At 71.9% G+C, this 14,316-nt stretch carries 15 protein-coding genes; 9 read left to right on the top strand and 6 right to left on the bottom strand.

Going from position 1 to position 14,316, the window contains the following annotated elements; translation table 11 throughout:
* Window positions 1-126 precede the first annotated feature (126 nt).
* The 3 genes from ACFYX3_RS04030 (at window position 127) to ACFYX3_RS04020 (ending at window position 3,203) form a co-directional block, all read left to right on the top strand.
* Window positions 127-999: a menaquinone biosynthetic enzyme MqnA/MqnD family protein gene (locus tag ACFYX3_RS04030; RefSeq protein ID WP_376588438.1), complete on the top strand. Its 873-nt coding sequence runs from the start codon at window positions 127-129 to the stop codon at window positions 997-999.
* A 358-nt stretch (window positions 1,000-1,357) separates the two neighbouring features.
* Entirely contained in the window at window positions 1,358-2,557 is a 1,200-nt protein-coding gene (gene mqnC / locus ACFYX3_RS04025; protein WP_389007682.1) for a cyclic dehypoxanthinyl futalosine synthase, read from the top strand.
* Between the two features lie 7 nt (window positions 2,558-2,564).
* Entirely contained in the window at window positions 2,565-3,203 is a 639-nt protein-coding gene (locus ACFYX3_RS04020; RefSeq protein WP_382655622.1) for a hypothetical protein, read from the top strand.
* A 4-nt stretch (window positions 3,204-3,207) separates the two neighbouring features.
* Here ACFYX3_RS04020 and ACFYX3_RS04015 read toward each other — a convergent pair whose 3' ends face one another.
* Together ACFYX3_RS04015 and ACFYX3_RS04010 are read right to left on the bottom strand one after the other, a co-directional pair.
* Window positions 3,208-3,996 carry a hypothetical protein gene (locus ACFYX3_RS04015; protein ID WP_389007679.1) on the bottom strand — a complete coding sequence of 263 codons (789 nt, stop codon included), beginning with the start codon at window positions 3,994-3,996 and terminating at the stop codon, window positions 3,208-3,210.
* A gap of 8 nt (window positions 3,997-4,004) precedes the next feature.
* On the bottom strand, window positions 4,005-4,547 hold the full coding sequence (locus tag ACFYX3_RS04010; RefSeq protein ID WP_389007677.1) for a SigE family RNA polymerase sigma factor: 543 nt from the start codon (window positions 4,545-4,547) through the stop codon (window positions 4,005-4,007).
* A 135-nt stretch (window positions 4,548-4,682) separates the two neighbouring features.
* Here ACFYX3_RS04010 and ACFYX3_RS04005 point away from each other — a divergent pair, with 135 nt between their 5' ends.
* Entirely contained in the window at window positions 4,683-5,375 is a 693-nt protein-coding gene (locus tag ACFYX3_RS04005) for a demethylmenaquinone methyltransferase (protein WP_389007675.1), read from the top strand.
* A gap of 100 nt (window positions 5,376-5,475) precedes the next feature.
* Window positions 5,476-6,762, top strand: coding sequence for a geranylgeranyl reductase family protein (locus ACFYX3_RS04000; RefSeq protein ID WP_389007673.1), 1,287 nt, complete (start codon window positions 5,476-5,478; stop codon window positions 6,760-6,762).
* Window positions 6,763-6,777: 15 nt separating this feature from the next.
* Here ACFYX3_RS04000 and ACFYX3_RS03995 read toward each other — a convergent pair whose 3' ends face one another.
* The 3 genes from ACFYX3_RS03995 to ACFYX3_RS03985 all read right to left on the bottom strand — a co-directional run bounded on the left by ACFYX3_RS03995 (window position 6,778) and on the right by ACFYX3_RS03985 (window position 8,854).
* On the bottom strand, window positions 6,778-7,182 hold the full coding sequence (locus ACFYX3_RS03995; RefSeq protein WP_389007671.1) for a helix-turn-helix transcriptional regulator: 405 nt from the start codon (window positions 7,180-7,182) through the stop codon (window positions 6,778-6,780).
* Between the two features lie 156 nt (window positions 7,183-7,338).
* The gene (locus ACFYX3_RS03990) at window positions 7,339-8,283 is read right to left on the bottom strand and encodes a hypothetical protein (protein WP_389007669.1); all 945 of its coding nucleotides are present in this window, start codon (window positions 8,281-8,283) and stop codon (window positions 7,339-7,341) included.
* 154 nt (window positions 8,284-8,437) lie between these two features.
* Window positions 8,438-8,854, bottom strand: a complete 417-nt coding sequence (locus ACFYX3_RS03985; protein WP_376588450.1) for a peptidase inhibitor family I36 protein — start codon at window positions 8,852-8,854, stop codon at window positions 8,438-8,440.
* Between the two features lie 297 nt (window positions 8,855-9,151).
* On the opposite strand from ACFYX3_RS03985, the gene ACFYX3_RS03980 reads away from it, so the two are divergent.
* The 4 genes from ACFYX3_RS03980 (at window position 9,152) to ACFYX3_RS03965 (ending at window position 13,218) form a co-directional block, all read left to right on the top strand.
* Window positions 9,152-9,682 carry a hypothetical protein gene (locus ACFYX3_RS03980; protein WP_389007666.1) on the top strand — a complete coding sequence of 177 codons (531 nt, stop codon included), beginning with the start codon at window positions 9,152-9,154 and terminating at the stop codon, window positions 9,680-9,682.
* On the top strand, window positions 9,675-11,198 hold the full coding sequence (locus ACFYX3_RS03975) for a peptidoglycan-binding protein (RefSeq protein WP_389007664.1): 1,524 nt from the start codon (window positions 9,675-9,677) through the stop codon (window positions 11,196-11,198). Before ACFYX3_RS03980 ends, ACFYX3_RS03975 begins: the two co-directional genes overlap by 8 nt.
* A complete protein-coding gene (locus tag ACFYX3_RS03970; RefSeq protein ID WP_382654794.1) occupies window positions 11,195-11,902 on the top strand; it encodes an ABC transporter ATP-binding protein in 708 nt (235 codons plus the stop codon). The genes ACFYX3_RS03975 and ACFYX3_RS03970 overlap by 4 nt, the downstream gene beginning before the upstream one ends.
* Before the next feature lie 101 nt (window positions 11,903-12,003).
* Window positions 12,004-13,218, top strand: a complete 1,215-nt coding sequence (locus tag ACFYX3_RS03965) for an ABC transporter permease (RefSeq protein WP_389008107.1) — start codon at window positions 12,004-12,006, stop codon at window positions 13,216-13,218.
* Between the two features lie 67 nt (window positions 13,219-13,285).
* Here the strand turns inward: ACFYX3_RS03965 and ACFYX3_RS03960 are convergent, their stop codons facing one another.
* A complete protein-coding gene (locus ACFYX3_RS03960; protein WP_376588457.1) occupies window positions 13,286-14,143 on the bottom strand; it encodes a C40 family peptidase in 858 nt (285 codons plus the stop codon).
* Window positions 14,144-14,316 lie beyond the last annotated feature (173 nt).

The raw sequence follows: 14,316 nt of genomic DNA, 5'->3' as shown, positions 1-14,316 counted from the left end.
TAGCACGCAGGGAGCTCGGGGCGGTAGAGGGAAAGATCACGTCACCCGCATGTTTGATTCCTCTCCGTGTGCTGACGCGCGTGCCCCGGCGATGCCCACACTCCGAGACGGGTCTAGCCTCGCGATGTGGACAAAGCAACCGACGACCAGCACCGCAGCCGGCCCCGCGTCGGGCACATCCAGTTCCTGAACTGTCTGCCCCTCTACTGGGGCCTCGCCAGGACCGGGACGCTCCTCGATCTGGAGCTCACCAAGGACACGCCGGAGAAGCTCAGCGAGCGGCTCGTCCGCGGCGATCTCGACATCGGCCCCATCACCCTCGTCGAATACCTCCGCAACGCGGGCGACCTGGTCGCGCTCCCCGACATCGCCGTCGGCTGCGACGGCCCCGTCATGTCCTGCGTGATCGTGTCCCAGCGGCCCCTGGCGGAGCTGGACGGCGCGCGCGTGGCCCTCGGGTCCACCTCCCGCACCTCCGTACGCCTCGCCCAGCTCATCCTGGCCGAGCAGTACGGCGTCCGGCCCGACTACTACACCTGCCCGCCGGACCTCGGCCTGATGATGCAGGAGGCCGAGGCCGCCGTGCTGATCGGGGACGCCGCGCTGCGGGCCTCCCTGCACGACGCTCCCCGGCTCGGCCTCCAGGTCCACGACCTGGGGCTCATGTGGAAGGAGTGGACGGGCCTGCCGTTCGTCTTCGCCGTGTGGGCGGCCCGCAAGGACTTCCTGGCGCGCGAGCCGGAGACCGTCCACGAGGTGCACCAGGCGTTCCTGGCCTCGCGCGACCTCTCCCTCGAAGAGGTCGCCAAGGTGGCCGAGCAGGCCGCCCGCTGGGAGACCTTCGACGCCGAACTCCTGGAGCGGTACTTCCGCACGCTCGACTTCCGTTTCGGTCCCGAGCAGCTCGCGGGTGTACGGGAGTTCGCCCGCCGCACCGGCCCCACGACCGGTTTCCCGGCGGACGTCGCGGTGGAACTCCTGCCGCCCCCGGTGCGATAAGCGGCGGAGCCGCCGGGAATGGTGCGGGAAAGAAATACCGGTCGGTCCGTCCGCGTGCCGGGCGGGCCTTTCCGGGCGCCTCCGGGAATGCGGTGACTCTCCCCGTACCGGCCCCCGTACCGCCTCCCGGGGGCGCGTCCCGGTCATCACCCGGACTCCCGGTAATGGCCGCACCCGCGATGCGCCCGGAATTCACCGGATATTCGCCGGACGCCCGCCCGGCGCTCGTCGTTCTCTCACCCGCCGCACACCCTCCCCGGACTCCGGCGGAGCCCAACCCGCACCCTGCGGAAGCCGCGAGGAACGCTGGCGTACGCTGGTTCGGTCTGTCATAACCCCTCCGAAAGGGACGCACCCGGTGACCGAGAAGGCCGAACTCCAGTCTGTTCTCGACCGCGCCGCCGCGGGTGGCCGGATCACTCCCGAGGAGGCGCTCGACCTCTACCGCTCGGCGCCCCTGCACGCGCTGGGCGCCGCCGCCGACGCGGTGCGCCGCCGCCGGTACGCCGGGACCGAGCACATCGCGACGTACATCATCGAGCGCAACATCAACTACACGAACGTCTGTGTGACGGCGTGCAAGTTCTGCGCGTTCTACGCCGCCCCGAAGGACACCAAGAAGGGCTGGACCCGGGACCTCGACGACATCCTGCGCCGCTGCGCGGAGACCGTGGAGCTCGGCGGCACCCAGATCATGTTCCAGGGCGGCCACCACCCGGACTACGGCGTCGAGTACTACGAGAAGCACTTCGCCGCCATCAAGAAGGACTTCCCGCAGCTGGTCATCCACTCCCTCGGCGCCTCCGAGGTCGAGCACATGGCCCGCATCTCCGGCGTCTCCGTCGAGGAGGCGATCACCCGCATCCACGCCGCCGGTCTCGACTCCTTCGCGGGCGCCGGCGCCGAGCTGCTCCCCGAGCGGCCCCGCAAGGCCATCGCCCCGCTCAAGGAGAGCGGCGAGCGCTGGCTGGAGATCATGGAGATCGCCCACAAGCTGGGCGTCGAGTCCACCTCCACCATGCTGATGGGCACCGGCGAGACCAACGCCGAGCGGATCGAGCACCTGCGGATGATCCGTGACGTGCAGGACCGGACGGGCGGCTTCCGGGCCTTCATCCCGTACACGTACCAGCCGGAGAACAACCACCTCAAGGGCCAGACGCAGGCCACGCTCTTCGAGTACCTGCGGATGATCGCGATCGCCCGGCTCTTCCTCGACAACGTCGCCCACATCCAGGGCTCGTGGCTGACCACCGGCAAGGAGGTCGGCCAGCTCTCCCTGCACTACGGCGCCGACGACCTGGGCTCGATCATGCTGGAGGAGAACGTCGTCTCCTCCGCCGGTGCCAAGCACCGCTCCAACCGCCTGGAGATCATCGACCTGATCCGCAAGGCGGGCCGCGTCCCGGCGCAGCGCGCCACGACGTACGAGCACCTCGTCGTCCACGAGGACCCGGCGAACGACCCGGTCGACGAGCGCGTCGCCTCCCACATCTCGTCGATCGCGATCGAGGGCGGCACGGCGCACCCCGAGCTGAAGCTCCTCGACGCCAACTGACGCGCCCGTGCTGACCCTGCACGTCGCCGAGGCGACACCCGAGAGCGCCGTCCTGGTCGACGGCGCCCTCGTCGCCGCCGTCGGCCCGTACGAGGACCTGGCCGCCGTACGCCCCCAAGCTCTCGGCTCCGCTCGAGCAGGGGGGACCCCCATGGAGGCGCGGGTGCGGCGGTGGCCCGGCATCCTCACGCCCGGGCTCCTCAACCCGTACGCGCCCGAGCTCCTCGAGGAGACGTACCACCCGGACCCCCGGGAGGCCGCGGAGTTCGGCACCGAGCCGATCACGGGGGAGCGGGCGCGGGAGATCTTCCGGGCCGATCCCGCCCGTCGCGGTGCCTCCGCTCGGCGTGGTGTGCAGCGGCTGCTGGCGCACGGGACGGTCGCCGTCGCCGGCGAACTGCGCGGCCGGGCCGCCGTGGACGCCGTGCGCCGGGCCGGTCTCGCCGTCGGTCGCCGCCCTGAGCGGCTGCCGGGCCCGCCGTCGTTCTCGCCGGTGCCGCTGGTGCTGCTGCCCGCCCTGGTGCCGGGCGGCCCCGCCCGGTTCGCCGTCTTCGACGTCCCCGACCGGGCGTCCCTGGTCCGCCTGGGCGCGTCGACGTGCGTCGCGACGGTCCTGGGCGGCCGACTGGTCCACCGGCGCCGCTAGCCCCTCACCCGCCCTTGACCGGGGCGTCCTTCTTCTGGACCGGGTAGGCGTCCGCGTACTTCAGCAGATCGGTGAAGCGGGCGTCGCGGACGACGGTGAGCAGCTGGGCCCCCGTCACGGGTGCCGAGGCGGTGTCCGACGGGTCGACGGAGAGCAGCACGTTGCTCCTGCCGTACCGCGTGACGACCATGGCTCCCAGGGTGTCGGTCCTGTTCACGGCCATCTCGTACACCTGCGCGGTACGGCCCCCGCCCAGGTCGGTCTTCTCGCAGCGCAGCTTCGGCGGCTGGTTCCGGCACTCCTGGAGGCGCTCGCCCTCCGCGGGCCGGATGGACAGCGTGACGGGGAAGGTCTTCCCGCCGGCGGTGATCCGGTACGAGGACACCTCGTCCGCGACCGGCCGGATGTCCTCGACGGACGCCGGGAGCAGTTCGTCGAGGAGGGCCGAGACCTGCTGCTGGAACTGGGCGTGGCGTGCGCTCTCGGCGTCGGAGAGCTTCTCCGGCGGCTGCTGGCCCGGAGTCGGCTGGACCTGCACCGGTGTGTGGTACGCCGAGGGGAAGGCGGCAGGGGGAGCGGCGGGCATCGCGACGCCGGGGTCGGCACCGGACAGCAGGGAGAGTCCGAGCGCGGCCGCGGTCACCGTGCCGAAGACGCCTCCGGCGACGGTGAGCCGGGCCCGTGCGCGGCGCCTGCGGCCCAGGCGTACGGCGACGGGCGCGAGGTCGGGCAGGGGTGGCAGGTCCTGGGTCGTCCGGTCCATGGCACGCCGGAGCATCGTTTCGTCGTCCACGCGGGGCCTCAGCTTCCGATGGCGTAAGGGTGGAGGTGGGGATCGGCGGTGTAGAGGTGCGCCTCGCCGAGGCGGTCCCGGAGCCGGGCCAGTGAGCGCGAGCACTGGCTTTTGACCGTCGCCTCGCTGCAGCGCATCAGCGAGGCGACGGTCTCCACACTCAGGTCCTCCCAGTAGCGAAGGACGACCATGGCGCGGGCTCTGGGCGGCAGCTCGGCCAGCGCGGAGAGCAGCGTGACCCGGAGGTCGGGCTGCTCGGTGTTCCGCGCGGGGACGAGCCCGCCGGTCCTGGTGAAGGCGAGCAGGTCGCGCAGCCGGCGGCGCCGTTCGGCCAGGAACGTGCGGGTGAGCACGGTCTTGGCGTAGGCGTGCGGATGTTCCGCCGCCCCGGCCCGCCGCCAGTGCTGGAAGAGCTTGGCGAGCGTGGTCTGTGTGAGGTCGCGGGCGGTCTCCGCGTCCCCGCACAGGAGGTACGCGGTGCGGTACAGCCGCGTCTGCGCGGATCGGGCGAACTCCTCGAACCCGACGTCCGAGCCAAGCGGTGACGGCATCTCGCTCCCTTCGTCAGCACTGTCACCCATCCTTGAGCGCCCACGGCCGGAAAAGGTTGAAGCCGATTTCTGGAAATCTCCAGAGGGCCGGGGCCGGTCCCCGGCCGTCCGGGGGGTGGCTGCCACAATGGCCGGGTGAGCCGAGCATCCCTGGACAAGCAGCCGCACGAAGTCGCCTCGATGTTCGACGACGTGGCGGCGAACTACGACCTCACCAACGACGTGCTGTCCCTGGGACAGGACCGGCGCTGGCGCAAGGAGGTCGCGAAGGCGGTCGACGCGCGGCCCGCGCAGAAGATCCTCGACCTGGCCGCCGGGACCGCGACCTCCTCGCAGCCGTTCGTGAAGGCGGGTGCGTATGTTGTCCCGTGCGACTTCTCCCTCGGCATGCTGCGGGTCGGCAAGAAGAACCACCCGTGGATGCCGTTCACGGCGGGCGACGGCACGAAGCTGCCGTTCCAGGATGACGTCTTCGACGCCGTCACCATCTCCTTCGGGCTGCGGAACATCCAGGACACCGACCAGGCGCTGCGCGAGCTGTACCGGGTGACGAAGCCCGGCGGCCGCGTCGTGATCTGCGAGTTCTCGCACGCCACCTGGGCGCCCTTCAGGGTCGTGTACGAGGAGTACCTGATGCGCGCGCTGCCGCCGGTGGCCCGAGCGGTGTCCTCCAACCCCGACGCGTACGTGTACCTCGCCGAGTCCATCCGGTCCTGGCCGGACCAGCCGACCCTGGCGGGCCTGCTGCAGAAGGCCGGCTGGTCGAAGGTGGCCTACCGCAACCTGTCGGGCGGCATCGTCGCCCTGCACCGCGGCTTCAAGGCCTGACCTCCACCGGCGTGACCGGCCGCGACCGCGGCTTCAAGGCGTGACCACGCCGCTCATAGACTTTCCCCGTCCTTCCCTCGACCCCTCCGGGAGATCCGCCGTGACCGAGCAGCCCCTCTCCGAGCACAGCGCTGATGTGATCGTCGTCGGGGCGGGCCCGGCCGGCTCCACCACCGCGTACTACCTGGCCAAGGCCGGACTCGACGTCCTGCTCCTGGAGAAGACCGCGTTCCCGCGCGAGAAGGTCTGCGGCGACGGCCTCACCCCCCGCGCCACCAAGCAGCTCGTCGCCATGGGCATCGACATCTCCGAAGAGGCCGGCTGGCTGCGGAACAAGGGCCTGCGGATCATCGGCGGCGGCGTCCGCCTGGAGCTCGACTGGCCGGAGCTCGCCTCGTACCCGGACTACGGGCTCGTCCGCAAGCGCGACGACTTCGACGAGCAGCTCGCCCGGCAGGCGCAGAAGGCCGGCGCCCGGCTGTACGAGCGCTGCAACGTCGGCGCCCCGATCATCGACGACCGTACGGGCCGGATCACCGGCGTGCACGCCAAGCTCGGCGAGGAGAAGCGCGAGGTCACCTTCCACGCGCCGCTCGTCGTCGCCGCCGACGGCAACTCCACCCGGCTCTCCCTCGCCATGGGCCTGCACCGGCGGGAGGACCGGCCGATGGGCGTCGCCGTCCGCACGTACTTCACCTCGCCCCGCCACGAGGACGAGTACCTGGAGTCCTGGCTGGAGCTGTGGGACCGGCGCGGGCCGCAGGACCGGCTCCTGCCCGGCTACGGCTGGATCTTCCCCATGGGCGACGGCACGTCCAACGTCGGCCTCGGCATCCTCAACTCCTCGAAGGCCTTCCGCGAGCTGGACTGGCGCGAGGTCCTCAAGGCCTGGTGCGCCTCGATGCCGGAGGACTGGGGCTACACCCCGGAGAACATGACGCAGCCGATCCGCGGCGCCGCTCTCCCGATGGCCTTCAACCGCCAGCCGCACTACACCAAGGGCCTGCTGCTCGTCGGCGACGCGGGCGGTCTGGTCAACCCGTTCAACGGCGAGGGCATCGCGTACGCCATGGAGTCCGGCCAGATCGCGGCCGACGTCATCGTCCAGGCGCACGCGCGCGCCACCCCCGCCCAGCGTGAACTGGCCCTGCGGAACTACCCGCAGGTCCTCAAGGACACCTACGGCGGGTACTACACGCTGGGCCGTGCCTTCGTGAAGCTCATCGGGAACCCGAAGGTCATGAAGATCGCGACCCAGCGTGGCCTGACCCACCCGCTGCTGATGAAGTTCACCCTCAAGATGCTGGCGAACCTCACGGACCCGACGGGCGGCGACGCCATGGACCGCATCATCAACGGGCTTTCGAAGGTGGCGCCGAAGGCCTGAGCGGCCTGGGCCCCGTCAGGCGCAGCGCTTGACGGCTCCGGCGAACTGCCGGGTCATCGGGGGCCGGGGCACGCGAGCACGCAGCTCCGCGCTCCGGCCGGGCCCGTCGTGGCGACAGAGACGGCAGGGCCAGACCGCCTCGGCGAGCAGGGCGAGCAGATGGAGCTGGGCGCGCGACAGGCCGCCCAGCTTCTCGCGCATGTTGTGGACGTGGAACTTGACGGTGCGCTCGGTGATGCCGAGGTACTCGGCCAGATCCGTGTTGGACTCCCCGCCGGGCATCGCCCACAGGACCTCGATCTCGCGGCCCGTCAGGGTGTCCAGGTGGCGTAACGCGGTGGTGACCGGGTTGATTCTGGCGGCTCGCGTTCCGTTGTTCTCGGCTGGTTCGGTTCTGCAGTACGGGCACTGACGAAGCATGAGTCTCCCCCCTGAGACGGCATTCGCTGGCAGGGTGAACCGTAACCGGGGTGAGGGGCGAAACCTCAGCTTTGTGGGTGTCACGGGATGTCCCCGGGACGGTCCGGCGGCCGGAAAACGCCCTGCCCGCCGCCCCGTCGTCCTCGGCGCGACGACTCAGCCGGCCAGGCCGGCCGCCAGCTTCAACCGCTCGTTGAGCTCGGTCTTCGCCTGGTTCAGGGTCTCGGCGTTCTGCTCGATGTTCCGCTTCTGGTAGGCGGTTTCGACGGTGTACCAGATGCCGACGAGGTTGGCCTTTTCCTTACAGGCGACGTCCTGCTGGGCGGCGGCGATCGCCTTGGGGCTGCCGAACGTGTTCGGGTTGAGCCCCAGGTCGCTCTGCGGGCTGACCGGCTCGTCGACCTTGTAGCCCTTCTCCGCCATGCAGGCGGACCAGGCCTTCACGGCGGCGACGACGCGGGAGTCCTCGCGGGACCGGGAGAACGCGTCCATCCGCACGTTGGTGACGAACATGGCGTCCACCGCGCCCTTCTTCGGCGCGTAGATCGTGAGGAAGCCCTCGCGGAGGCAGCCGCCGATGGGCACCTTCTGCCCGTTGAGGGTCTTGCCGCTGTCCTTGGCCCTGGCCTCCTCCAGGCTCATCGGCTGGGGGCCCTTGTACCCGTCGGGGCCGTCGAGCGCGAGCTTGCCGTTCGCGCTGAGGGTCTGGACGGCCGGCTTCGCCGGCGGCTGGGCGCCCCTGTTGGGGACGTAGCCGTAGCGGGCCGCGATCGCGGGGTCGGTGAGGCCGTAGCGGCGGGAGTCCCCGGACCGGCTGATCGGGGCGGGGGACAGGGGCAGCTCGTAGTCGAAGCCGAAGCGCTTCATGCAGTCGCCGGTCACCCGGGACTGCGCCTTCTCCAGTTTGCGCCGCTGGTCCTCGGTGGTCGCGTAGCCGTCGAGGGGGTAGGAGAGGCCGGCCGTCGACAGCATCCGGGGAACCGTGCCGATCTCCGGTTCCTTCGCGGAATCGCCGCCACCGCCGCCGGACTCGGAGGAACAGGCGGTGAGGAGCGCGGCGCTCAGCAGGAGAACGGTCGCGCGGGCGGCGAGTGGACGCATGGGGCTGCTCCAGAGGCGGGTGCGTGTCTACCATGGGAGCAGCCGTTGCTCTGCCCGCCTCATTCGGGCGGAGCAACGGCTGCCTCGTTCGTGCGTGTGCCGGGGTCGGGAAGCTACTCCGGCGGTTCAGCCGGTGGTGCGAAGACCGTCAGGATCAACGGGCCTTGTAGTGGTACGCGGAGGAGATCAGGTTCTTGAACCGGGCGGTCGCGTTGCCGACGTAACCGGCCGGCAGGCTGCCCTCGTCGCCACCGTGGTAGGCGTCGGTGTAGACCCACCAGGTCATCGAGTCGTGGTTGTAGTACGACGCGGTGTTGTCGTTCACCGGCTGGCCGGTGCCGTTGCCCGGACCCGGGAACCAGTCGTCGCTGAAGTCCTCGTCCGCGAGGTAGAGGTCGAAGACCGCACCGGACGTGTTGGAGTTGTAGTACAGGCCGAACTCGCCGCTCTCCAGGTAGCCGTTCTTGCCGGTGGCCGCGGAGGCCGAGCCGGCCGTGGCGAGCGCGCCGGCGCCGAGGGCGGCGAGCGCGACGGCCGTGGCGGCGACGCGACGGAGTGCAGTGCGCTGCATGTCGTTGCCTTTCACGTAGCTGTTGCTGGTGGGTTCTCTGTGGCCCGGAGTGGGCCGGGGTCCATACGAGCATCGCCAACTCATCTGCGTCCACTGTCCGTTGAGACAGTTACCGGCCGGGCGGGCCCCGGCTATGCTCATCGTGTCGAGGTGCCCGCCGGGCGCCGGCGACCTACCGCGCAGGGGCCTTGTACGTGGCGGAGCGCAACGCCGCGTCGGCCCCCTCCTGCGCGTTCCCAAGACGCCCCGTAGACGGGGAGATCCCCGTCGGAAGGACCGTTTCTGATGAGACGCCTCATGGCTCTGCCCGTACTCATCCTCGCCCTCGGGCTCGGGGGGTGCTCGAGTGACGGGGACGGCGCGACCCGGTCGGAACCGAGCACCGGATCCTCGTCCGCCCCCGCCGCCCCCTCGTCCGCGGCCCCCTCCGCCGGAGCCTCGCAGGGCTCCGCCGCCTGGGCCGCCTACTACGACTGCCTCGGCGCCCAGGGGCTGAAGCTCCAGGACACCGGGGGCGGGGAGAAGCGCGTCGACAAGGACGCCAACAAGCCCGACGCGATCGCCGCGGCGGAGAGGACCTGCGCCGCGAAGCTGCCCGCGAGGGGCCAGGTCGACCCGGCACGCCTCGAGGCGGCGAAGAAGCTCTCCGCCTGCATGCGCAAGGAAGGCATCGCCGACTACCCGGACCCCGACCCGGCGACCGGCGAGGTGGCGCTCGACGGCGACCTCGGCGCGAAGATGAAGGGCGACCCGAAGGTGGTCGAGGCGCTGAAGGCCTGCAGCCCCAAGGCCGCCGGCGGAGACGGCGGGACGGTCGTCGGTGGCTGACGACACCCCGGCGGGTACGACCCCGGCCGGCGCGGAGCCGCCGGCCGAGGTCGCGGACAGCTCCAGGACCCCCGGCGGCGACGCCGGGGGCGCCCGGATGAACCGGCGCCGGTTCTGGATCGCCGCCCTCGTCGCGGGGGCGGTGGCCCTGACCGGCGCCGGCGTGGCGGCCACCGCCTTCATCAGGTCGCCCGCGCAGGTCGCGGCCGACGCCGAGCCGCCGCCGCAGGACGTGCTGATCGCCCGGGTCGAGAACCGGGTCCTCGCGGAGACGGTCGTCCTGCGCGGTACCGTCGCGGCCGGCCAGAGCATCCAGGTCGCGCCCGTCTCGGCGGGCGGTGAGGGCGCCGCCGCCCCCGTGATCACCAAGGTGTCCGTGAAGAGCGGGGACGCGGTGCGCCCGGGGAAGGTGCTCCTGGAGATATCCGGCCGGCCCGTCTTCGTGCTCCGCGGGAGCCTGCCCGTCTACCGGGACCTCAAGCCCGGCGCCACCGGCGACGACGTGAAGCAGCTCCAGGACGCGCTCGACGCGCTCGGCCACGGCCGCGGCGGCGACGAGAGGGGCACCTTCGGGCCGGGCACGAAGAACGCGGTCGAGGAGTTCTACTCCTCCATCGGTTACGACCCGAAGCCCGCCGTCGACGACGACGGCGCGGCCGTGGACGGCGCGAAGAACGCCGTCACCGGTGCCGAGCGGGCCCTCGTGGACGCCCGCGACGCGCTCGCGGCCAACACCGACGACAAGCAGAAGAAGACGCTGAAGAAGGCGCGCGACCGGGCCGCCGAGGACCTGGACACCGCGCGCGAGGCGCTCGTGAAGGCGGAGGCGGCGGCCGGCCCGATGGTGCCGGCGGCCGAGGTCGTGTTCGTACGGGCCTTCCCCGCCCGGGTCGCCACCGTCACGGCCCGGCCGGGGGCGCAGGCCTCGGGCACCGCGATGACCCTCTCCTCCGGCAAGCTCATGGCCCAGGGCTATCTCCAGGAGCACCAGAAGGGGATGATCCGCGCCGGGCAGAAGGTGCGGATCCTCGACGAGGGGACGGGACGGGAGACGGCCGGCAAGGTCGTGTCCGTCTCCGACACCCCGTCGCAGCAGCAGGACCAGCAGTCCGGCACGCAGGGTTCCGGCTCCGGCGGGGACACCAACGGCGGGGGAGGGGACGGCGCGCAGGGCAACGGAGCCGTCGGCTACCTCGTCACCGTCGACCCGGCCCGCGAACTGCCGTCCGGCCTCGCCGGACAGGAGGTCCGCCTCACCGTCGAGGCCGCCTCCACCGACGGCAAGGCCCTGGTCGTCCCGGTCACCGCCGTCTCCGCGGGCGTGGACGGCAAGACGGTCGTCACCACCGTCGACGGCACCGGCCGGCAGCAGCGGATCGAGGTACGGACCGGCACGACCGGCGACGGCTTCGTGGAGGTCGTGCCGCTCACCCGCGGCGCCCTCGAGGAGGGCGACGAGGTGGTCACCGGGGTGAACCCGGGCGCGGCTTCGGGGAACCCCCAGGGGTCGCCGTGACCGGTACGAGCGAGGACGTCCCCGTCATCGAGTTCCGGGGGGTGAGCCTGACCTACCCGGGCCCGCCGCCCGTCGCCGCCCTGAGGCCGTGCGAACTCACCGTCCACCGCGGTGAGTTCATCACCGTCGTCGGCCCGTCGGGCTCGGGCAAGTCGACCTTCCTGAACGTCGCGGGACTCCTCGACGCGCCCACCGGGGGCACGTACCTCCTGGACGGCATCGACACGGCGGCGCTGCGCGACGGAGAACGGACGGCCCTGCGCGGCCGGCGGATCGGCTTCGTCTTCCAGTCCTTCCACCTCCTGCCGCACCGCAGCGCCACCGAGAACGTCACGCTCTCGATGGTGTACTCGGCGGTGCCCCGCGCCGAGCGCCGCGCCCGTGCCCGTACCGCCCTCGAACGGGTGGGACTCGGCCACCGGGCCGACGCGCTGCCGGGCCGGCTGTCCGGCGGCGAACGCCAGCGGGTGGCCATCGCGAGGGCCCTGGCCGGCCGCCCGTCGCTGCTGCTGTGCGACGAACCGACCGGCAACCTCGACTCGGACAACGCCGGGTCCGTCCTCGACCTCCTGGGCGAGCTGCACGCGTCCGGGATGACGATCGTCGTGATCACGCATGACGCGGAGGTGGCGGAGCGCGGGGAGCGCACGGTGACGATCCGCGACGGGATCCTGAGCGAGTCGTCGAGGGAGGCGCGAGCGTGACGCGATCCCCGAAGCGTTCTCCGAAGCGATCCCCGAAGGACGGGGCACCCCGCGAAGAGCCCCGCACGGAGCCCCGAGAGAAGTCCCCGAAGCGGCGCCGGGTGGTCGAGCCCTCCCGGCTCGCGGCCCGCGACGTCCTCGCGGAGGCCGTCGCCGGAATGCTCCAGCGGCCGGGGCGCTCGGTCCTGACCGCGCTCGGCACGGTCCTCGGCGTCGGCACGTTCGTGGCGATCCTCGGGCTGACCGCGACGACCTCCTCGCAGATCGACTCGCGGTTCAACATCCTCACGGCCACCGAGGTGACCGTCGAGGACGTCGCCCGCGACCAGAACGAGTTCGCCGACCCCGCCTTCCCGGCCGACGCGGACGCCCGGATCGAACGGCTCGCCGGCGTCGAGGACGCCGGCGTCTACTGGAACGTCCGCCTGGCGCCCGGCACGGCCGTCCGCTCCGCGCCGGTCGGAGACGGCGCGGGCAGCGAGCGGATCGACGTCGCCGCGGCGTCCCCCGGTGCGCTGCGGGCGGCGGCGCCGACGCTCGCCCAGGGCCGCCTGTACGACGAGTTCGCGTCCAGGTCCGCCCAGCCGGTCGCGGTGCTCGGCAAGGCCGTGGCGGACCGGCTCGGCATCACGACCCTGGAGACCAGCCCCGCGGTGTTCATCGGCGACGAGCCGTTCACGGTCGCCGGGATCATCGACGACGTGAAGCGCAGGGCCGACGTCCTGATGTCGGTCACCGTGCCCCGGACGACCGCCGAGAAGCTGTGGGGGCCGCCGCAGCAGGGCGACGCGAAGATGCTGATCACGACCGCGACGGGCGCGGCCGCCCAGATCGCGCGGGAGGCGCCGGTCGCGCTGCGCCCGGACCATCCGGAGTACCTGAAGGCGGTCCCGCCGCCGGACCCCAGGAGCCTGCGTGCGGGCGTGACGAACGATCTCGACCAGCTGTTCCTGCTCCTCGCGGCGGTCTCGCTGGTGATCGGCGCGGTCGGGATCGCCAACACGACGCTGGTGGCGGTGCTCGAACGGACCGGTGAGATCGGCCTGAGACGGGCCCTCGGCGCCCGGGGCCGCCACATCACCGTCCAGTTCCTCACGGAATCGGGCGCTTTGGGTGCGGTGGGCGGACTCGTCGGCACGGCCCTCGGGGTGTCCACGGTGATCGCGGTCGCGCTCGTACGGGACTGGACGCCGGTGATGCACACGGGGACGGTCGTCGCGGCCCCGGCCGTCGGCCTGGTCACGGGCGTCGTCGCCGGCCTCTACCCGGCCTGGCGGGCCTCGCGGATCGAGCCGGCGGAGGCGCTGCGCCGCTGAGCCTCCGGTACGCCGAAGGGCCGTCGCTCCCCCGAGGAGTGACGGCCCTTCGACATGAGCAGGACGATCAGAGGATGCGGACGGCGCCCGAGGGGGTGTCCCAGTCCATGGTGTGCTCGACCACGCCGGAGGACGGGTTCTGCGCGCCGACGTACTTGCCGCCGCCGACGTAGATGGCGACGTGGTACGAGCCGCTGCGGCTGCCCCAGTACAGGATGTCGCCCGGCTGCAGGTTGCTCAGGGAGACGGACGTGCCCATGCTCGACTGCTCGTACGAGATGCGGGGCAGGTCGATGCCGGCCGCGCGGTAGGCGGCCTGGACGAGGCCGGAGCAGTCCCAGGAGTTGGGGCCGGTGCCACCGGAGACGTAGGCGTCGCCGATCTGGGCCTTGGCGAAGGCCACGATCGCGGCGGCGGAGCCGGTGGGGGCCTGCGTCTGGCTGCCGCTGTCGGAGGCGGTGGAGCCGCCGTCGTTGGAGGCGCTCGTGGAGGTGAGCTGGGTGCGGGCGCTGTCGCGCGAGGCGCGCGCCGCGGCCTCCTGGCGCTCCTTCTCGGCCTTGAGGCGGGCCTCTTCGGCGCGCTCGGCCGCGGCCTTGCGCTCGGCCTCGGCCTTGGCCTTCTTGGCCTCCTTGGCGGCCTTCTGCAGGGCCGCGTCCTCCTGGGTCTGGAGGCTCTGGTCGAGGGCCTCCTGCTGGGAGGCCTCGGCAGAGGCGGCGACGGCGCTGGCGAGGCCGCCGGCGGCGTCGAGGGAGCCCAGGGTGGGCATTTCGATGGTCTCGGTCACCGGCTCGGCATTCGCCGGCCCGGCAGCACCGGCCACCGCGATGGTGCCGAGGACGCCACCGGCAACTCCGGCGCGGAGCGCCATCTTCGAGGCGCTGCGGCGGGGCTTCCGGTGGCTGGGTATGTGAGCGGTGTGGGACATGGGAACAACCGCTATCAGGGCTTCACGGTTCCCTTCAAGAAACGTGGGTTGCGCCACAGTTGGGTTTGGAGGCGCCGAATCCGCTTCGCTGGCGCCCTTATTGACGCCGTAACGGGCAAATCGGGCACGGGTCATCCGGCCCTTGATCACGGGTTTTCAATGAAAAGCCCGAA

It is taken from the genome of Streptomyces sp. NPDC002463 (assembly GCF_042889835.1).
Lineage (GTDB): Bacteria > Actinomycetota > Actinomycetes > Streptomycetales > Streptomycetaceae > Streptomyces > Streptomyces nymphaeiformis.
Note: the sequence above shows the minus strand (reverse complement) of the source record. Positions and strands in the feature narration are given on the sequence as shown.